The organism is Cupriavidus sp. FW305-3-2-15-C-LB2 (assembly GCF_058787575.1).
The window spans coordinates 1-18,673 of sequence record NZ_JBYSZW010000064.1 but is presented as its reverse complement, the minus strand read 5'-3'; the positions used below and the strand labels follow the sequence as shown (position 1 = coordinate 18,673).

Annotated in this window: 20 protein-coding genes; 14 read left to right on the top strand and 6 right to left on the bottom strand. The window is 67.0% G+C overall.

Translation table 11 applies throughout. The features are described 5' to 3' along the window. Nucleotides 1-10 precede the first annotated feature (10 nt). On the top strand, nucleotides 11-1,018 hold the full coding sequence (locus AC3WRR_RS31565; RefSeq protein ID WP_010809518.1) for an inorganic phosphate transporter: 1,008 nt from the start codon (nucleotides 11-13) through the stop codon (nucleotides 1,016-1,018). 60 nt (nucleotides 1,019-1,078) lie between these two features. Here the strand turns inward: AC3WRR_RS31565 and AC3WRR_RS31560 are convergent, their stop codons facing one another. The 5 genes from AC3WRR_RS31560 to AC3WRR_RS31540 form a co-directional block, all read right to left on the bottom strand. Further along, a complete protein-coding gene (locus AC3WRR_RS31560; protein ID WP_439670718.1) occupies nucleotides 1,079-1,756 on the bottom strand; it encodes a C40 family peptidase in 678 nt (225 codons plus the stop codon). A 47-nt stretch (nucleotides 1,757-1,803) separates the two neighbouring features. Then, nucleotides 1,804-2,265, bottom strand: coding sequence for a hypothetical protein (locus tag AC3WRR_RS31555; protein WP_010809520.1), 462 nt, complete (start codon nucleotides 2,263-2,265; stop codon nucleotides 1,804-1,806). Nucleotides 2,266-2,402: 137 nt separating this feature from the next. Continuing rightward, on the bottom strand, nucleotides 2,403-4,106 hold the full coding sequence (locus tag AC3WRR_RS31550) for a PhoH family protein (protein ID WP_010810471.1): 1,704 nt from the start codon (nucleotides 4,104-4,106) through the stop codon (nucleotides 2,403-2,405). Between the two features lie 413 nt (nucleotides 4,107-4,519). Further along, nucleotides 4,520-4,984, bottom strand: a complete 465-nt coding sequence (locus AC3WRR_RS31545) for a peroxiredoxin (protein ID WP_010810472.1) — start codon at nucleotides 4,982-4,984, stop codon at nucleotides 4,520-4,522. Nucleotides 4,985-5,110: 126 nt separating this feature from the next. Then, the gene (locus AC3WRR_RS31540) at nucleotides 5,111-5,494 is read right to left on the bottom strand and encodes an Mth938-like domain-containing protein (protein WP_439670716.1); all 384 of its coding nucleotides are present in this window, start codon (nucleotides 5,492-5,494) and stop codon (nucleotides 5,111-5,113) included. A gap of 344 nt (nucleotides 5,495-5,838) precedes the next feature. Here AC3WRR_RS31540 and AC3WRR_RS31535 point away from each other — a divergent pair, with 344 nt between their 5' ends. The 7 genes from AC3WRR_RS31535 (at nucleotide 5,839) to crcB (ending at nucleotide 12,502) form a co-directional block, all read left to right on the top strand. Next, a complete protein-coding gene (locus AC3WRR_RS31535; RefSeq protein WP_010810474.1) occupies nucleotides 5,839-7,074 on the top strand; it encodes a pyridoxal phosphate-dependent aminotransferase in 1,236 nt (411 codons plus the stop codon). 49 nt (nucleotides 7,075-7,123) lie between these two features. Continuing rightward, the gene (locus AC3WRR_RS31530; RefSeq protein WP_010810475.1) at nucleotides 7,124-8,434 is read left to right on the top strand and encodes a homoserine dehydrogenase; all 1,311 of its coding nucleotides are present in this window, start codon (nucleotides 7,124-7,126) and stop codon (nucleotides 8,432-8,434) included. Between the two features lie 21 nt (nucleotides 8,435-8,455). Further along, nucleotides 8,456-9,901 (top strand): threonine synthase, encoded by a 1,446-nt coding sequence (gene thrC / locus AC3WRR_RS31525; RefSeq protein ID WP_439668024.1) that lies wholly within the window; start codon nucleotides 8,456-8,458, stop codon nucleotides 9,899-9,901. A 172-nt stretch (nucleotides 9,902-10,073) separates the two neighbouring features. Further along, on the top strand, nucleotides 10,074-11,312 hold the full coding sequence (locus AC3WRR_RS31520) for a molybdopterin molybdotransferase MoeA (RefSeq protein ID WP_037024094.1): 1,239 nt from the start codon (nucleotides 10,074-10,076) through the stop codon (nucleotides 11,310-11,312). A gap of 32 nt (nucleotides 11,313-11,344) precedes the next feature. Next, a complete protein-coding gene (moaD, locus tag AC3WRR_RS31515) occupies nucleotides 11,345-11,602 on the top strand; it encodes a molybdopterin converting factor subunit 1 (RefSeq protein ID WP_010810478.1) in 258 nt (85 codons plus the stop codon). Between the two features lies 1 nt (nucleotide 11,603). Further along, a complete protein-coding gene (locus AC3WRR_RS31510) occupies nucleotides 11,604-12,122 on the top strand; it encodes a molybdenum cofactor biosynthesis protein MoaE (RefSeq protein ID WP_011615581.1) in 519 nt (172 codons plus the stop codon). Continuing rightward, nucleotides 12,122-12,502, top strand: a complete 381-nt coding sequence (gene crcB / locus AC3WRR_RS31505) for a fluoride efflux transporter CrcB (RefSeq protein ID WP_010810480.1) — start codon at nucleotides 12,122-12,124, stop codon at nucleotides 12,500-12,502. Before AC3WRR_RS31510 ends, crcB begins: the two co-directional genes overlap by 1 nt. Here the strand turns inward: crcB and AC3WRR_RS31500 are convergent. Then, complete coding sequence (locus AC3WRR_RS31500; protein WP_010810481.1) at nucleotides 12,452-13,360, bottom strand: alpha/beta fold hydrolase; 909 nt, start codon at nucleotides 13,358-13,360, stop codon at nucleotides 12,452-12,454. The two genes, crcB and AC3WRR_RS31500, sit on opposite strands and share 51 nt — an antisense overlap. 241 nt (nucleotides 13,361-13,601) lie before the next feature. Between AC3WRR_RS31500 and AC3WRR_RS31495 the strand changes: the two genes are divergently transcribed. From AC3WRR_RS31495 to AC3WRR_RS31470, 6 genes are all read left to right on the top strand, one after another. Next, nucleotides 13,602-14,255 (top strand): TetR/AcrR family transcriptional regulator, encoded by a 654-nt coding sequence (locus AC3WRR_RS31495; protein WP_010810482.1) that lies wholly within the window; start codon nucleotides 13,602-13,604, stop codon nucleotides 14,253-14,255. Then, nucleotides 14,252-15,037 carry an enoyl-CoA hydratase/isomerase family protein gene (locus tag AC3WRR_RS31490; RefSeq protein ID WP_492294502.1) on the top strand — a complete coding sequence of 262 codons (786 nt, stop codon included), beginning with the start codon at nucleotides 14,252-14,254 and terminating at the stop codon, nucleotides 15,035-15,037. The genes AC3WRR_RS31495 and AC3WRR_RS31490 overlap by 4 nt, the downstream gene beginning before the upstream one ends. Before the next feature lie 77 nt (nucleotides 15,038-15,114). Beyond that, a complete protein-coding gene (locus AC3WRR_RS31485; protein ID WP_010810484.1) occupies nucleotides 15,115-16,302 on the top strand; it encodes a substrate-binding domain-containing protein in 1,188 nt (395 codons plus the stop codon). A 92-nt stretch (nucleotides 16,303-16,394) separates the two neighbouring features. Then, nucleotides 16,395-17,156, top strand: a complete 762-nt coding sequence (locus tag AC3WRR_RS31480) for an ABC transporter ATP-binding protein (RefSeq protein WP_037024138.1) — start codon at nucleotides 16,395-16,397, stop codon at nucleotides 17,154-17,156. Continuing rightward, on the top strand, nucleotides 17,149-17,889 hold the full coding sequence (locus tag AC3WRR_RS31475; RefSeq protein ID WP_011615577.1) for an ABC transporter ATP-binding protein: 741 nt from the start codon (nucleotides 17,149-17,151) through the stop codon (nucleotides 17,887-17,889). The genes AC3WRR_RS31480 and AC3WRR_RS31475 overlap by 8 nt, the downstream gene beginning before the upstream one ends. A gap of 15 nt (nucleotides 17,890-17,904) precedes the next feature. Then, a partial coding sequence (locus tag AC3WRR_RS31470; RefSeq protein ID WP_492299090.1) for a branched-chain amino acid ABC transporter permease occupies nucleotides 17,905-18,673 on the top strand: 769 nt, incomplete at its 3' end.

The window sequence follows — 18,673 nt, the reverse complement described above, 5'->3', positions numbered from 1 at the left end:
GGCAATCGGCATGCAGACCATACAAATGAGCCTGTGGGTGATCGCCTTGCTGGTGGCGCTCGCGCTGCTGTTCGACTTCATGAACGGCTTCCACGACGCGGCCAACTCGATCGCCACGGTGGTGTCCACCGGCGTGCTCAAGCCGCACCATGCGGTGGCAATGGCGGCGATGTGCAACGTCGTCGCAATCTTTGTCTTTCACCTGAAGGTGGCGGCCACGGTGGGGACCGGCACCATCGACGTCAATATCGTCGACCACTACGTGATATTCGGGGCCCTGGTCGGGGCGATCGCCTGGAACGTCATCACCTGGTATTACGGCATCCCGTCGTCGTCGTCGCATGCGCTGATCGGCGGGCTGGTGGGTGCGGCGGTGGCCAAGGCCGGCACGGGCGCGCTGGTGGGCAGCGGCCTGCTGAAGACCGTGGCGTTCATCCTGGTCTCGCCGTTGCTGGGCTTCCTGCTCGGTTCGCTGATGATGGTGATGGTGGGCTGGACCTTCTTCCGCACGCCGCCGTCGCGGGTGGACCGCTGGTTCCGCCGGCTGCAGCTGGTTTCGGCCTCGCTGTACAGCCTGGGCCACGGCGGCAATGACGCGCAGAAGACCATCGGCATCATCTGGATGCTGCTGATTGCCAGCGGCCATGTGGTCGCCGGCGGCCAGCCGCCGACCTGGGTGATCGTCAGCTGCTACGTGGCCATCGGCATGGGCACGCTGTTCGGCGGCTGGCGGATCGTGCGCACCATGGGCCAGAAGATCACCAAGCTCAAGCCGGTCGGCGGCTTCTGCGCCGAGACGGGCGGGGCGATTACGCTGTTCTTTGCCTCGGCGCTGGGCGTGCCGGTATCGACCACGCATACCATCACCGGCGCCATCGTCGGCGTCGGCTCGGCGCAGAAGATGTCGGCGGTGCGCTGGGGCGTGGCCGGCAATATCGTCTGGGCCTGGGTGCTGACGATCCCGGCGTCGGCCTTCATGGCGGCGATCGCATGGTGGATCGGGCGGCATATCCTGTAAGGCAGGGGCCGCCGTACCAACAAGAAGCCAGGCTGATGCCTGGCTTTTTGTTTGGGCGCTTCACTGGTTGGCGAAGGCCGCGATGGGATCGTCGTCTACCCCAAGCGGTGCCGGGGCCGGCGCGGGCTCAGGCAGCGGTGGCGCGGCCGGGGCTGCCACCGGCGCGGGCGGCTGGTTGACCGCCGCGACCACGCGGCGCGCGCCGTTGTAGCGCGAGGCCCAGTAAGGCTTGCCCATGTCTTCGAGACGGACCGTGCCGCCGGACGACGGTGCATGGACAAAGCGGTTCTGTCCGACGTAGATGCCCACGTGCGAATTGGCGCGGCCGGTGGTGTTGAAGAACACCAGGTCGCCGGATGCCACTTCGCTGCGGTCCAGCGAGCTGCCGCGGACGCCCATCGCCTCGGTGGTGCGCGGCAGGTTTACATTGGCCGCGCGCGACACCACGTAGCGCACCAGCCCGCTGCAGTCGAAGCCGGAGTCCGGTGTATTGCCGCCGTAGCGATAGGGTGTGCCGACCAGGGACATCGCCTGGATCGAAATCTCTTCCAGTCCGGCGCTGGGATCGATCATGGGCTTGCCCGGCGTGCGCGGCAGGCCGGCGTGGCGCGAAGGCGGGGAACTGGCGCAGGCTGCCAGCAGCAGGGCGGTGGCGCAGAGCAGCGGCAGCCGGACCTGGGCAAGCAGGCCCTGCGCACGCAATGGATGGGTAGGGATTCGGGTACGGCGCAATGGCATCCTGGGTTTCCGGTCGCCGGCCTGCCGGCGCACCGGAAGCCTTGCCGCTACCAGCGTAGCTGGGCGTTGCGCGTACCGGTGCTGACCTTGATGGACTTGGCCTGGCCCTTGTAACTGGCCTCGATATTGTAGCTGCCTTCGGGCGCACGTATCAGGCAGCGCGGGCCGGCGGCGCGGAAGCTGGCGACTTCCTGCCCGTCGCGCATCAGCCTGACCGCCACGTCCGACAGGAATTCACCGTTCGCACCCTGGGTGAACAGGATGCCCATGTTGAAGTCCTTTTCCTTCGCGGCCAGCGCCTGGCGCTCGTCCTCGGCGACACCGCCGCAGACGTAGCTGACCGGGCCCATGGTGCGGATCACCATTTCTTCGGCGGCGGCATGGGCCGGGCGCCAGCTGGCGGCCAGCGCCATGCCGGCGGCTGCCAGCATGGCCAGTGCAAGGCGCTGCCTGTGCTGGCTGCGGGCGACGGCAGGCGCATGCCCGCCGGGCAGATGCTGGGTATTCATCGACGCCTCCAGTGGGGATGCGGGGCAACGGCAAACATGGGGCCATCATAGCCCCAAAGTGCTTGCCGTTGACGACGGCGCTCAGGCGCTGCGGGGGCGCCCCGCCACCGGCAGGGCGCGCCCGCAGGTTGCCGGTGTCAGAGCACGTCGCCGGCGTGGTCGGCCAGGCGCGAGCGTTCGCCGCGCGCCAGCGTGATATGGCCGCTGTGGCTCCAGCCCTTGAAGCGGTCGACCACGTAGGTCAGGCCCGACGAACCCTCGGTCAGGTACGGCGTGTCGATCTGCGCGATATTGCCCAGGCAGATGATCTTGGTACCCGGGCCCGCGCGCGTCACCAGCGTCTTCATCTGCTTGGGCGTCAGGTTCTGTGCCTCGTCGATGATGACGAACTTGTTGACGAAGGTGCGCCCGCGCATGAAGTTCATGCTCTTGACCTTGATGCGCGACCGGATCAGCTCCTGCGTGGCGGCGCGTCCCCAGTCGCCGGCGCTGTCGTCGCTCTTCTGCAGCACCTCGAGGTTGTCGTCGAACGCGCCCATCCAGGGCTGCATCTTCTCTTCCTCGGTGCCGGGCAGGAAGCCGATGTCTTCGCCCACCGGCACCGTCGCGCGCGTGACGATGATCTCGTTGTACTGCTTCTGGTCCAGCACCTGTTCCAGCCCGGCTGCCAGCGCCAGCAGGGTCTTGCCGGTGCCGGCCTGGCCGAGCAGCGTGACGAAGTCGATGTCCGGGTTCATCAGCAGGTTGAGCGCGAAGTTCTGCTCGCGGTTGCGGGCGGTCACGCTCCACACATTGTTCTTGTGGTGCGTGTAGTCCTTGAGGGTCTGCAGCAGCGCGGTCTTGCCGTTGATCTCCTTGACCTGCGCGTACAGCGGCAGGCTGCCGTCGACCGGTTCCAGGTAGACGAACTGGTTGACCAGGAACGACGGCACCAGCGGCCCGGTGAGCCGGTAGAACATGGCGCCTGACTTCGGGTCCTGCCAGCTTTCCACGCCCTTGCCGTGCCTGGTCCAGAAGTCGCCGGGCAGCTGCAGCACGCCGGCATAGAGCAGGTCCTTGTCTTCCAGGACCTGGTCGTTGAAGTAGTCTTCGGCCGGCAGGCCCAGTGCGCGCGCCTTGATGCGCATGTTGATGTCTTTCGACACCAGCACGACCTGGCGCTCGGGGTACTGCTGCTGCAGCGCGCTGACCACGCCCAGGATCTGGTTGTCGGCCTTGCCCTGCGGCAGGCCTTCAGGCAGCTTGATGTCGTTCAGGCGCGTCTGGAAGAACAGCTTGCCCTGCGCGTCGCGGTTGCCCAGCTTGGCCAGCGGCAGGCCTTCGTCGAGCACGCCGTCGGTGCCGCCCACCAGCGAATCGAGCGTGCGGCTGACCATGCGCGCGTTGCGCGCGACTTCGCTCATGCCCTTCTTGTGGTTGTCCAGCTCTTCGAGCGTCATCATCGGCAGATAGATGTCGTGTTCCTCGAAGCGGAACAGCGAGGCCGGGTCGTGCATCAGCACGTTGGTGTCGAGCACGAACAGCTTGCTCGGGCCTTCGGACTTGCGGGCGCGGCGCGTGGGGCCGGTGGACGGCTTGACCAGGCTGACCGGTGCGGCATTGACGGCAGGCGTCGATACGGCCGGGGTCTCGGTGCTGCGGGCACGGGTGCCACCGGCGGCGCGGGCCTGGACCTCAGGCACCTCGGTGTCGCCGGTTTCCAGCAATGCCACGCGCTCGAGCGCCGGCACAGGTTTCTTGCCCTGTGTGGCGGCTTTGGCCTTGGGCACCGCGGAGACCGGAGCAAACTCGCTCGGATCCAGCAATTGGGCAGGCTTGGCGGGCATGGTAGGCAGCGGCATGCTTGGCTTTCCTTTCAGGGGGACAAGAAGGGGGCGAGGGTATCCGTGCCGCGACGCCGCGATACGTCGGAGACGGCGTGGCGGCCGATGGCCGGGGCATGCATGCGCGAGGCTCCCGGCGCGGACAGGCATGAGGACAGACGCGGTTGCAAACAAAAAAGCCGCCATGCCTGCATAACAGGATTGGCGGCTCTTTTGCGGACTGCCGACACGGCAGGTCCGCTACCGGCCTGTGGCGCGAACCGCCTGGGCCGGGGAGTCGAAACAGCGTGGCATCCGGAATCTGAACTCATTACGGGCCAATGTATCCGAAGGTTTTGGGTTTGGCAATTGGGTTTGCCAACGGCGTGTTGCGACACAGCACGGCCGGGCTGGCGTCCGTGTCGTGGCAAGGCCGACACCGACGCGATACCTCAGAGCCCGCGCACGATTTCCAGGACTTCGTCAACATGGTTCGGCACCTTGATGCCGCGCAGCTCGTGGCGCAGGATGCCCTTGCCGTCGATGATGAAGGTGCTGCGCTCGATGCCCCGGTGCTCCTTGCCATAGAGCTTTTTCAGCTTGATGACATCGAACAGCGTGCACACGGCTTCGTCGGCGTCGGAGATCAGCTCGAAGGGCAGCTCAAGCTTGGCCTTGAAGTTCTCGTGCGAGCGGATGCTGTCGCGCGAGATGCCGAACACCTGCACGCCGGCCTTTTGGAAGTCCTCATACTGGTCGCGGAAGTTCATGGCCTCCGTGGTGCAACCCGGCGTGTTGTCCTTCGGGTAGAAGTACAGCACCACCGTCTTGCCGCGGTAGTCGGCAAGGCGGAAGGTGGCGTCGCCGGTCATCGGCGCGCTGAAGTCGGGTACGGCCTTGTTCAGACTGACGGTCATGCTTGTGGCTCCTGGGGGAGGGGCAGGGGATCGGGAGAATCGGGTGAGGGTGCTGCCACCTTGGCGGGGCAGATTGGGGCGCCCTGCCGGACTTCAAGCGTGGCGCCGGCTCAACTTTTGCAAAGATCAGGCGGCTTCCGCTTCGAGCAGCAGCACCGCCGCCACCTTGCGGCCTTCCGCCATCAGGATGTTGTAGGTGCGGCAGGCGGCCTGCAGGTCCATGGCGTCCACCCCGACATGGCGGCGCGACAGCGACGCGGTCAGGCGCGGGTGCGGGAAGCGCAGCCGCGAGCCGGTGCCGAGCAGCACCACTTCGGGGCCGAGTGCCACCAGCTGCTCGAAATGCGCAGGCTCCAGGTCTTCGAAGCGGCTGACCGGCCAGGGCCGGACCTCGCCCTCGGGCATGACCAGGACCGAGTTGGTGTGACGGACGAGGTTGATCTCGATGTAGCCCGGCCCGTAGGCCGTGACGGTATTGAGCGATTGGGGCTGGTCGGCGTGGAGTTTCACTTGGAGGCCTCTGCGGCGGCCGCCACGGGCTGGCGGGCCGGCCCGTGGGGCGGATGGCCGGCACCCCGGGCGGGTACGGTGTGGGCGACAGGATGGACGACAGTGCGCAGGCGCCTGGCGTGTGCGCGGCAAGCGCACGCTGCAATGCAAGAATCCCTGCCGAAGTCTGTCATAATCCGATAAATTATAGCTTTTGCCTCCCTGTCTGCCACGTTCGCGTTGCATTGCAGCGGACGTCGCCCCGGCGCGGGGCTTCCGCACGGGGCTTCGGCATTAATTCAGATTCGCCCAGATTCCCTGTCCGGTGCCGCCGACGCGGCACGCTACGCTTGCCCGACATCGCCGTGAAACCCATCCAGAAATCCAACAAACTCAATAACGTTTGCTACGACATCCGCGGACCGGTGCTGGAAAAGGCCAAGCAGATGGAGGAAGAAGGGCACAAGATCATCAAGCTGAATATCGGCAACCTGGCCGTGTTCGGCTTTGACGCGCCGGAAGAGATTCAGCAGGACATGATGCGAAACCTGCCGAATTCGGCAGGTTATTCTGATTCCAAGGGCATTTTCGCCGCACGCAAGGCGATCATGCACTATACCCAGCAAAAAAATATCGAAGGCGTTGGCCTGGACGATATTTATGTGGGCAACGGTGCCTCCGAACTGATCGTGATGGCCGTCAACGCGCTGCTCAATGCCGGCGACGAAGTGCTGGTGCCGGCGCCGGACTACCCGCTGTGGACCGCCGCGGTGAGCCTCTCGGGCGGCACGCCGGTGCACTATATCTGCGACGAGTCCAACGACTGGATGCCCGATCCGGCCGATATCCGCGCCCGCATCACGCCGCATACCAAGGCCATCGTCATCATCAACCCGAACAACCCCACCGGGGCGCTGTATTCGGACGAACTGCTGCTCGAGATCGTCGCCATCGCGCGCGAGCACGGCCTGATCATCTATGCCGACGAGATCTACGACAAGGTCCTGTACGACGGCCACACCCACACCTCGATCGCCTCGCTCTCGACCGATGTGCTGACCGTGACCTTCAACGGCCTGTCGAAGAACTACCGCTCATGCGGCTACCGCGCCGGCTGGATGGTGGTGTCGGGCGACAAGCGCCCGGCCATCGACTATATCGAAGGCCTGAACATGCTGTCGTCGATGCGCCTGTGCGCCAACGTTCCGGGCCAGTGGGCGATCCAGACCGCGCTGGGCGGCTACCAGAGCATCAACGACCTGGTCAATGAAGGCGGACGCCTGCGCCGCCAGCGCGACCTGGCCTACGAGCTGATCACCGCGATCCCGGGTGTTACCTGCGTCAAGCCCAAGGCGGCACTGTACCTGTTCCCCAAGCTCGACCTGTCGATGTACCCGGTGCAGGACGACCAGGAGTTCATCTACGAACTGCTGCAGGAGTCCAAGGTGCTGCTGGTGCAGGGCTCGGGCTTCAACTGGGCCAAGCCCGATCATTTCCGCATCGTGTTCCTGCCGCACGAGGAAGACCTGCGCGAGGCCATCGGCCGCATCGCGCGCTTCCTCGAGGCGTACCGAAAACGCCACGGCAAGGCAGCGGCCTGATTTCGCGGGCCGCGCCGCAATTCATCCTTAGCAACTCAGAAGATTGTCCATGAACCCCATCAAAGTTGGCCTGCTCGGCATCGGTACCGTCGGTAGCGGCACGTTCAACGTGCTCAAGCGCAATCAGGAAGAAATTCGCCGCCGCGCCGGCCGCGGCATCGAGATTGCCATCGTGGCCGATCTCAACACCGAACGCGCGCGCGAACTGACCAACGGGGAAGTGGAGATCGTCAGCGATGCCAACGAGGTGGTCAACCGCCCCGACATCGACATCGTCATCGAACTGATCGGCGGCTACGGCATCGCGCGCGAGCTGGTGCTCAAGGCGATCGAGAACGGCAAGCACGTGGTCACCGCCAACAAGGCGCTGCTGGCCGTGCACGGCAACGAGATCTTCGAAGCCGCGCGCCGCAAGGGTGTGATCGTGGCATTCGAGGCTGCCGTCGCCGGCGGCATCCCCATCATCAAGGCGCTGCGCGAAGGCCTGACCGCCAACCGCATCCAGTGGATCGCCGGCATCATCAACGGCACCACCAACTTCATCCTGTCCGAGATGCGCGACAAGGGCCTCGATTTCGACGTGGTGCTGAAGGAAGCCCAGCAGCTCGGCTACGCCGAAGCCGACCCGACCTTCGACATCGAAGGCGTCGATGCCGCGCACAAGGTCACGCTGATGAGCGCGATCGCCTTCGGCATGCCGGTGCAGTTCGACAAGGCCCACGTGGAAGGCATCACCAAGCTGTCAGCCATCGACATCAAGTACGCCGAGGAACTGGGCTACCGCATCAAGCTGCTGGGCATCACCCGCCGCCGCGACGACGGTGTCGAACTGCGCGTGCATCCGACGCTGGTGCCGGCCTCGCGCCTGATCGCCAACGTCGAAGGCGCGATGAACGCGGTGCTGGTGCAGGGCGACGCCGTGGGCGCGACGCTCTACTACGGCAAGGGTGCCGGCGCCGAGCCGACCGCCTCGGCCGTGATCGCTGACCTGGTCGACGTGACCCGCCTGCACACCGCCGATCCCAACCACCGCGTGCCGCACCTGGCGTTCCAGCCGGACGAGCTGTCGAGCGTGCCGGTGCTGCCGATCGAAGAGATCAACAGCTCGTACTACCTGCGCATGCGCGTGGCCGACGAGACCGGCGTGCTGGCCGAGATCACCCGCATCCTGGCCGAGGGCGGCATCTCGATCGACGCCATGCTGCAGAAGGAATCGCGCGAGGGCGAGCCGCAGACCGACATCATCATCCTCACGCACATCACGCGCGAGAAGCACGTCAACGCGGCGATCGCCAAGATCGAGGCGCTGCCCACCGTGCTGTCCGCCGTGACGCGCCTGCGCATGGAAGAACTGAACTAAGGGCCGGACCTGCTGATTCACATGAAATACCAGTCGACCCGCGGCCATGAGATGCCGCAATCGTTTTCCGAGATCCTGCTGGGCGGCCTGGCGCCGGACGGCGGGCTGTACCTGCCTACCCAGTACCCGCAAGTCACCGCCGACGAACTGGAGGCCTGGCGCAAGCTGTCGTATGCCGACCTGGCCTACGAGATCCTGCGCAAGTTCTGCGACGATATTCCTGCCGAGGACCTGCGCGCGCTGACGCGCAAGACCTATACGCCCGAGGTGTACTGCAACGCGCGCGAGGGCGACAACACCGCCGACATCACGCCGCTGCGCACGCTCGGCGAGGAAGGTGGCACCAGGCTGCAACTGCTGGGCCTGTCCAACGGCCCGACGCTGGCCTTCAAGGACATGGCGATGCAGCTGCTCGGCAACCTGTTCGAGTACGCGCTGGGCCGCGCCGGGCAGGAGCTGAACATCCTGGGCGCGACTTCCGGCGATACCGGCAGCGCGGCAGAATACGCCATGCGCGGCAAGCGCGGCATCCGCGTGTTCATGCTGAGCCCGCACCGCAAGATGAGCGCGTTCCAGACCGCGCAGATGTTCAGCCTGCAGGACGCCAACATCTTCAACCTTGCCGTCGAAGGCGTGTTCGACGATTGCCAGGACATCGTCAAGGCGGTCTCCAACGACCTCGACTACAAGGCGCGCCAGAAGATCGGCACGGTCAACTCGATCAACTGGGCACGCGTGGTGGCCCAGGTGGTGTACTACTTCAAGGGCTGGCTGCTGGCCACCAGCGGCCCCGGCCAGAAGGTGTCGTTCTGCGTGCCGTCGGGCAACTTCGGCAACGTCTGCGCCGGCCATATCGCGCGCATGATGGGCCTGCCGATCGACAAGCTGGTAGTGGCCACCAACGAGAACGACGTGCTCGACGAGTTCTTCCGCACCGGTGCCTACCGCGTGCGCAAGTCGGCCGAGACGTACCACACCTCGAGCCCGAGCATGGATATTTCCAAGGCCTCGAACTTCGAGCGCTTCGTGTTCGACCTGCTCGGCCAGGACGCCGGCAAGCTGGTGGCGCTGTTCCGCGACGTGGAAGAGAAGGGCGGCTTCGACCTGTCGGGCACGCCGGAATTCGACCGCATCCGCGAGTTCGGCTTTGTCTCGGGCCGCAGCACGCACGACGACCGCGTAGCGACCATCCGCGACCTGTCTTCGCGCTACGGCATCACCATCGATACCCACACCGCCGATGGCGTCAAGGTGGCGCGCGAGCATCTCAGCGCCGGCGTGCCGATGGTGGTGCTGGAAACCGCGCTGCCGGCCAAGTTTGCCGACACTATCCGCGAAGCGCTCGGCCACGAGCCGGAGCGCCCCGCAAAGTTCGAGGGCATCGAGAGCCTGCCGCAGCGCTTTGAAGTGATGCCGGCCGACGCCGCACAGGTCAAGGCCTATATCGCCGGCCACACCGGCCTGTAAGCGCGCGGGCGCGTGCAGCCCGCTGCGGCGCTGCCGCATGCCGGGCCCGCGCCAACTCGCTACAATCAGGCTGCGGGCCCGATCTTCGGCCCCCGGATTGCCTGCCCCAACCAAGTGGTGCCGGCAATGCGCGGGCCGTTTTTCGTGGGCCAACAATTTCCCACATCGCACCATGACCCAAGCCGCAGCACCTTCCCGCCCCCCGATGCTGACCATGGCCCAGGCGCTCGACGCGCTGCTCGGCGCCGCCCGTCCGCTGGCGCAGCTTGAATCCATCGACACGCTCCACGCCAACGGCCGCGTGCTGGCCGCGCCCGTGACCAGCACGCTGCGCGTGCCGCCGGCAGACAATACCTCGATGGACGGCTACGCCATGCGCGCGGGCGATGTGCCCGCTGCCGGCACGCGGCTGCGCGTGTCGCAACGGATTCCCGCCGGCCATGTCGGCACCGCGCTGGAACCCGGCACCGCCGCGCGCATCTTCACCGGCGGGCTGATCCCGCCGGGCGCCGACGCCGTGGTGATGCAGGAGCAATGCACCGCCGAGGGCGAGGACGTGATCGTCAACCACGTGCCGCAATCCGGTGAATGGGTGCGGCGCGCGGGCGAGGATATCGAGGCCGGCAGCGTGATCCTGCCGGCCGGCACGCGGCTGACGCCGCAGGCGCTGGGGCTGGCCGCATCGGTCGGCCAGGCGAAGCTGGACGTGGTGCGGCGCGTGCGCGTCGCCGTGTTCTTCACCGGCGATGAACTGGCGATGCCGGGCGAGCCGCTCAAGCCGGGCGCCATCTACAACTCCAACCGCTTCACGCTGCGCGGCCTGCTGGAAAACCTGGGCTGCGAGGTCAGCGACTTCGGCATCGTTCCCGACACGCTGGCCGCCACGCGCGAGACGCTGCGCCGCGCGGCGCAGGGACACGACCTGATCATCACCTCGGGCGGCGTTTCGGTCGGCGAGGAAGACCATATCAAGCCCGCGGTCGAGGCCGAGGGGCGGCTCGACATGTGGCAGATCGCGATCAAGCCGGGCAAGCCGCTGGCGTTCGGGCAGGTCAACAACGATGCCGGGCCGGCGTTCTTCCTGGGTTTGCCGGGCAACCCGGTGTCCAGCTTCGTGACCTTCCTGCTGTTCGTGCGCCCGTTCATCCTGCGCCTGCAGGGCGTGGCCGGCGTGACGCCGCGGCGCCTGCCGCTGCGCGCGGACTTCGAACTGAACAAGGGCGACCGCCGCAATGAGTTCCTGCGCGCGCGCATCAATGCCGAGGGCGGCCTGGACCTGTTCCCCAACCAGAGCTCGGGCGTGCTGACCTCCACCGTCTGGGGCGACGGCCTGATCGACAATCCGCCCAACCAGCCGATCGCGCGCGGCGATACCGTGCAGTTCATTCCGTTTGACGGCCTGCTCGCATAGCCGGCCAGCGTTACCAGGACACAGAAGCTGTGATGACCATCGAACTCCGATTCTTTGCCAGCGTGCGCGAGCAGCTGGGCGTGGCTGAAGAGCGCGCCGAGGTGCCGGCCGACGTGCGCACCGTGGGCGAACTGCGCCAGTGGCTGCGCCAGCGCGGCGGCGCCTGGGCCGAGACCCTGGCTGAAGGCCGCGCGCTGCGCATGGCCGTCGACCATGCGGTGGCGCGCCCCGATACGGCGATTGCCGACGGCTGTGAAGTCGCCTTTTTCCCACCAGTGACCGGAGGCTGAGATGAGCGTCAGGGTGCAGCGTGAGGATTTCGATCTCGGCGCGGAAGTCGCTGCGCTGCGTGCCGGCAATCCGGCGGTCGGCGCGGTGGCCAGCTTTATCGGCACGGTGCGCGATGTCAGCGACGGCAGCGCGGTCAGCGCGATGGAGCTTGAGCACTATCCGGGCATGACCGAGAAGGCGCTGGCGCAGATCGAAGCGGCTGCGTGCGCGCGCTGGGCGCTGCTGGGCGTGACCATCATCCACCGCGTCGGGCCGATGCAGCCGCTGGACCAGATCGTGATGGTCGCGGTGGCGTCGGCGCATCGCGGCAATGCCTTTGCCGCGTGCGAGTTCATCATGGACTACCTCAAGTCCGAAGCGCCGTTCTGGAAGAAGGAAGACACCCCGGAAGGGGCGCGCTGGGTCGACGCCCGCGTGACCGACGAAGCCGCCCTCCAGCGCTGGGGGATCGCATCGTTCAATGCCAGCGGCGACGATGCTGGCGCACCACCGGAGAAGCAGGGCGGGAGCCAGCCCTGATGGGGCCGCTCGGCTTTGTCGCCGTGGGCGTAGGCGCCGCGGCGGGTGCGTGGCTGCGCTGGGGCTTTGCGGTGCTGTGGAACGCGATCAATCCCGCGCTGCCCTATGGCACGCTGGCGGCCAACCTGCTGGGCGGCTACCTGGTCGGCCTGGCGGTCGGGTTCTTCGATACGCACGCGGGCCTGCCGCCGGAATGGCGCCTGCTGGCCATCACCGGCTTCCTTGGCGGGCTGACCACGTTCTCGACCTTCTCCAGCGAGGTGGTGGCGAACCTGATTGCCGGCGACTATGGCTGGGCGGGGCTGCACCTGCTGCTGCACCTGGGCGGCTCACTGCTGCTGACCGCGTTCGGCCTCTGGACTTACCGCCTGCTGGCCTGACGCGGCCCGGGCGATCAGGCCCAGCAGCGCGGCATTGAATGCCTGCGGCTGCTCCATGTGCGGGCTGTGGCCGGCGCCGGCCACCACGCTGAATCCCGCTCCGGGCCGCAGTGCGAGCGTAGCGGTGCCCACCGCGGGCGCATAGAGCCGGCTGGCTTCCCCGTACAAGTGGAACAGCGGCAGCCCGGCACCGCGCAATGTCTCCCGGAAATCCTGGCGCGCCATGTCTTCCCATAAAGCGGCAAGCGCCCACGCATCGCACTGGCCCGCCATGTGCGCGATGCGCTGCATTGCGGCGCCTTCCGGGCGCCTTCCCGCCGACCACATTCCCAGCGCGACTGACGGCGCCAGCCGGGGCCAGTCGGCCCGGATACGGGCCGCCATCTGCGCGGCGTGCGCAATCTCATAGTGGCCGTGCAGGCCATGCGGCCAGGCCGCATCGGTCACCAGCCTCGGTGTCATGTCGATGCTGCCGACCGCTGCCAGCGGAAGACCCGGATGGTCGCGCAGCAGCGCCCATGCCACCATCGCCCCCATCGACCAGCCAGCCACCACCACGTCTGTCAGCCCGAGGTGTGCAACCAGTCCGGCGACGTCGCGTGCCAGCGCCGTGATCGTGGTGCCGTCGCGCTCGCGCGACAGGCCGTGGCCGGCATGGTCGGGCGCGATCACGCGGAATCCCGCCAGTGCGAGCGCCCGCTGGCCGTCGAAGGCCTCGCCGGTGACGGACCAGCCGTGCAGCAACAGCAGCGGCCGTCCCTGGCCGGTTTCGCGCCAGCCTGGCAAGGCGCCGCGTGCCGGGTGGCTGGCGAACGGCGGCGAAGCGGGGCCGGCAGGTGCCGAATCGGGAGCGTCCAACGACGGTTCTCTCCTGGCAGGAGGGTAAAGGGCAGCGGCCTGGATGCCACCGGGTGAGGGTGCCTCTCTATTGACATCCACGGTGGGCAATTTATACGATGAAACATGAATCAGCTATCAGGTTTTGCCTGAGTGGCGATTCCCGGCGCAGGCAGGCGCGGAGGAGGCACCTGCCTGCGCCGGCATGACATGAAGCGGCTGGCATTCCAATGACAAGGCGCGCAGCGCCACCGGAGACAAGATGTCCCAGACCGACACGGGCGCACCGCCCGAAACCGGCGCAACCCGCGAACCCGGCCATGCCGGCGGCATCTGCCCGCCCAAGACCGCGCGCGGGCAGAAGACGCGCGAGGCGCTGCTGCGCGCGGCCGAGAAGGTGTTCGGTGAGAAAGGCTATTACGCCGCGTCGATCTCCGAGATCACGCAGGAAGCCAAGGTTGCGATGGGCACTTTCTACCTGTATTTCAAGGACAAGGAGGACATCTTCCGCGCGCTGGTCGCGCACATGCTGGAACTGGTGCGCGCCCACCTGCGCAAGCACGTTGCCGCCGCGGCCACCCAGATGGAAGCCGAGCGCCTGGGCCTGAAGGCATTTCTCTCTTTCGTTTCGCGCCACAAGAACCTGTACCGGATCGTGCTGGATTCGTACTCGGTGGACGAGACCATCTACAGCAGCTATTTCCAGGTGTTTGCCGAGCTCTACAGCCGGCGCCTGACGCGCGCCGAGGAGCAGGGCGAGATCGTGCCCGGCGATGCCGAGGTGCGCGCCTGGTGCCTGATCGGCATCAGCAACTTCCTGGGCATGCGCTATGCGCGCTGGAAGCGCCCGCCTTCGATGGAGAAGGTGGTCGACACCGCCTTCGACCTGATCTCGCACGGCCTGCAGCCGCGATGAACGCTGACGCAGAACCCCTGGTGCAGTGGGAGCGCGCCGTCGATGGCGTGGCGCTGCTGCGCCTGAACCGGCCGCAGCGGCACAACAGCCTAGTGCCCGAGTTGCTGGAAGCGCTGCTCGCCGCGCTGGACGAGATTGAAGCCGACCCGGCGATCCATGCCGTGGTGCTGACGCATGCCGGGAAAAATTTCTCCACCGGCGGCGATGTCGCGGCATTCGCTGCGCAGGGCGACGCGATAGCCAGCTACGCCGACCGGCTGCTGGCACTGCTGAACCGTTCGATCCTGCGCCTGGCAGCGCTGCGCTGCCCGGTGGTGGCGGCCGTGGAGGGCTGGCTGACGGGCGGCTCGCTGGGTTTGGTGCTGGCGTGCGACATGGCGGTGCTGGCGCGGGATGCGCGCATCGCGCCGTACTACACGGTGGTTGGCTTCAGCTCGGACGGCGGCTGGACCGCGATGCTGCCGCAGCTGGTCGGCACGCCGCGGGCGCGCGCGTGGCAGCTGAACAATACGATCGTCGCCGCGCCGGAGGCAGAGGCACTTGGCCTGGCCACCGCGCTGGCCGCACCGGGTTCGGCCGAGGCCGATGCCGCGACGCTGGCGCGCGGCGTCATGCGCAAGGTGCCGGGCAGCGTGGCCCGCACGCGCGCGCTGTTGCGCTGGGACGCCGACACCCTGGCGGCCGGCCTTGAGCGGGAGCGCGCGGCCTTTGTCGCACAGATCGCCAGTGCCGAGACCGCCGACGGCATGCGGCGCTTCCTGGCAGGGCGCGCGCGCGAATAGTCTGTAGAGCTTTCCCAGGCAGTTGCAGCAGGTTTCATCCAGACAAACACAAACGAGACCGAACACAGGAGACAGCAATGCAACGCAACCCACTCGCCGTACGTGCCCTGGTCATGGCCGCCGGCCTGCTTGCCGCCGGCACCGCGCTGGCCAAGGACATCCGCATCGCGCACGTCTATGACAAGACCGGCGCGCTCGAAGCCTACGCCAAGCAGACCCAGACCGGCCTGATGATGGGCCTGGAGTACGCCACCAACGGCACCATGACCGTCAACGGCAACAAGCTGGTGGTGATCGAGAAAGACACCCAGGGCAAGCCGGACGTGGCCAAGGCCCAGCTGGCCGCCGCCTACAGCGACGACCGCGCCGATATCGCGGTCGGCCCCACCTCTTCCGGCACCGCGCTGGCGATGCTGCCGGTGGCAGAGGAATACAAGAAGGTGCTGCTGGTCGAACCCGCGGTGGCCGACTCGATCACCGGCGACAAGTGGAACCGCTATATCTTCCGCACCGGCCGCAATTCGTCGCAGGACGCAATCTCCAACGCCGTGGCGCTGGACAAGCCGGGCGTGCAGATCGCCACGCTGGCGCAGGACTACGCTTTTGGCCGCGACGGCGTCAAGGCCTTCAAGGGCGCGCTGAAGAACGCCAGGATCGTGCACGAGGAATACCTGCCGACCAGTACCACGGACTTCACCGCAGGCGCGCAGCGGCTGTTTGATTCGCTCAAGGACAAGCCAGGCCGCAAGGTGATCTTCATTATCTGGGCCGGTGCCGGCAACCCGTTCAAGATCGCGGATCTGGATCCCAGGCGCTACGGCATCGAGATTGCCACCGGCGGCAACATCCTGCCGGCGATGGCCAGCTACAAGAACTTCCCGGGCATGGAAGGGGCCACGTACTACTACTTCGGCATCCCCAAGAACAAGGCCAATGAGTGGCTGGTGTCCAACCACTACAGCAAGTTCAAGGCGCCGCCCGACTTCTTCACGGCCGGCGGCATGACCGCGGGCATCGCGCTGGTCGAGGCGCTGAAGAAGACCAGCGGCGAGACCGGCACCGAGAAGCTGATCACGGCGATGGAAGGCATGTCATTCGACACCCCCAAGGGCAAGATGACCTTCCGCAAGGAAGACCACCAGGCCATGCAGTCGATGTACCACTTCAAGATCAAGGTGGATCCGGCCTTCGCCTGGGGCGTGCCTGAGCTCGTGCGCGAGATCAAGCCCGAAGAGATGGCCGTGCCCGTGCGCAACCACCGCTGATGAACGCGCCAGCCTCCTTCGCCCGGTCCGTGCCGGCGCCGTCGCAGCCGGCCGCCGGGCACGCCGGCGCGACTGCCGTCGGGGCGCAGCCGCTGCTGGAGACGCGCGGCCTGACCATCCGCTTTGGCGGCCACGTGGCCGTCAATGCGGTGTCGTGCGCGTTCCGGCCCGGCGAGCTGACCTGCATCGTCGGCCCAAACGGCGCCGGCAAGACCACGTATTTCAACCTGGTCTCGGGCCAGTTGCCGCCCACGGCCGGGCAGATCCTGCTGGATGGCGAGGACGTGACGCGCCTGCCGGTGTCGCAGAAGACGCGCCGCGGCATCGGCCGCGCCTTCCAGCTGACCAGCCTGTTCCCGCAGCTGTCGGTGCTGGAGAACGTGCGCCTGGCGGTGCAGGCGCGCCAGCAGCGCGGCCTCGACCTGTTCTCGATGTGGACCAGCCACCGCGACGTGCAGGCGCAGGCCATGGCGATCCTGGAGCGCGTGGCGCTGGCCGGCAAGCGCCAGCTGACGGTGGCCTCGCTGCCGCACGGCGACCAGCGCAAGCTGGAGGTCGGCATCCTGCTGGCGCTGCAGCCGCGCGTGTTCATGTTCGACGAGCCCACCGCGGGCATGAGCGTTGATGAAGTGCCGGTGATCCTTGACCTGATCCGCGAGATCCGCCAGGACCGCAGCAAGACCGTGCTGCTGGTCGAACACAAGATGGACGTGGTGCGCTCGCTGGCCGACCGCATCATCGTGCTGCACAACGGCACCCTGGTAGCCGACGGCGACCCGGCCGAGGTGATCGCCTCGCCGGTGGTGCAGCAGGCTTACCTGGGCATGCCGGAAGAGGAGGGCAGCCATGGCTGACGCACAAGCAACCGGGCCGATCCTGCGGCTGCAGGGCGTGCAGACCCATATCGGCCCGTACCACATCCTGCACGGCGTGAGCTTCGAGGTGCCGCGTGGCGGCGTGACCATGCTGCTGGGGCGCAACGGTGCCGGCAAGACCACCACGCTGCGCACCATCATGGGCCTGTGGCAGGCCAGCGCGGGCACGGTGACCTTTGACGGCACCGACATCACGCGCCACAGCACGCCCGCGATCGCGCAGGCCGGCATTGCCTACGTGCCGGAGAACATGAGCGTGTTCTCCGACCTGACCGTGGCCGAGAACATGCGCCTGGCAGCGCGCACCGGCGCCATCGACGAGCGCCGGCTGGACTGGGTGTTCCGCATGTTCCCGGCGCTTAAGACCTTCTGGCAGCAGCGCGCCGGCGTGCTGTCGGGCGGGCAGAAGCAGATGCTGTCGGTGGCGCGCGCCATCATCGAGCCGCGCCAGCTGCTGATCGTCGACGAGCCCACCAAGGGCCTGGCGCCGGCCATCATCCAGAACATGATCCATGTGTTCCGCGAGCTCAAGCAGACCGAGGTGTCGATCCTGCTGGTGGAGCAGAACTTCCATATGGCGAAGTCGGTGGGGGATACGGTGGCGGTGATGGACGATGGGCGGACGGTGCACACGGGAACGATGGCGGCGCTGGCTGAAGACGAGTCTCTGCAGCAGAAGCTGCTGGGGCTGTCGCTGGCTGCGCACCAGTAAGGCGGGACAATACACATGACCACTTCAACGACTTTGCCGGCCGCCGCACCGTCGGACCTGCCCAAGGTGCGCCTCGACTGGACCCCGCTGGCGCTGGCGCCGCTGCTGATGCTGCTGGCCTATCCGCTGGTCGGCAGCCCGTCGACCTGGCTCACGCTGACCATTGCCGGCCTGGCGATGGGCATGATCATCTTCGTCGTCTCCTCCGGCCTGACGCTGGTGTTCGGCCTGATGGACGTGCTCAACTTCGGCCACGGCGCCTTTATCGCGCTGGGCGCCTACGTGGCGGCGTCGGTGCTGCTGCCGATGGCGGGCTGGGTCGAGGCCGACAGCCTGGCGCAGAACCTGGCCGTGTTTGCGCTGGCAATCGCGGCGGCCATGGTGGCCGCGGGCGCGGTCGGGCTGTTCTTCGAGCGCGTGGTGGTGCGCCCGGTCTACGGCCAGCACCTGAAGCAGATCCTGATCACGATGGGCGGCATGATCGTGGCCGAGCAGCTGATCAAGGCAATCTGGGGCCCCGAGACCATCGCGCTGCAGGTGCCCACCACTTTCCGCGGCGCGGTGCTGCTCGGCGATGCCGCCATCGAGAAATACCGGCTGATCGCGATGGCGCTGGGGCTGGTGATCTTTATCGCCATGCTGTTGCTGCTGAATCGCACCCGCATCGGCCTGCTGATCCGCGCCGGCGTGGAGAACCGCGAGATGGTCGAAGCGCTTGGCTACCGCGTGCGGCGCCTGTTTATCGGCGTGTTCGTCGCGGGTGCGGCGCTGGCGGGGCTGGGCG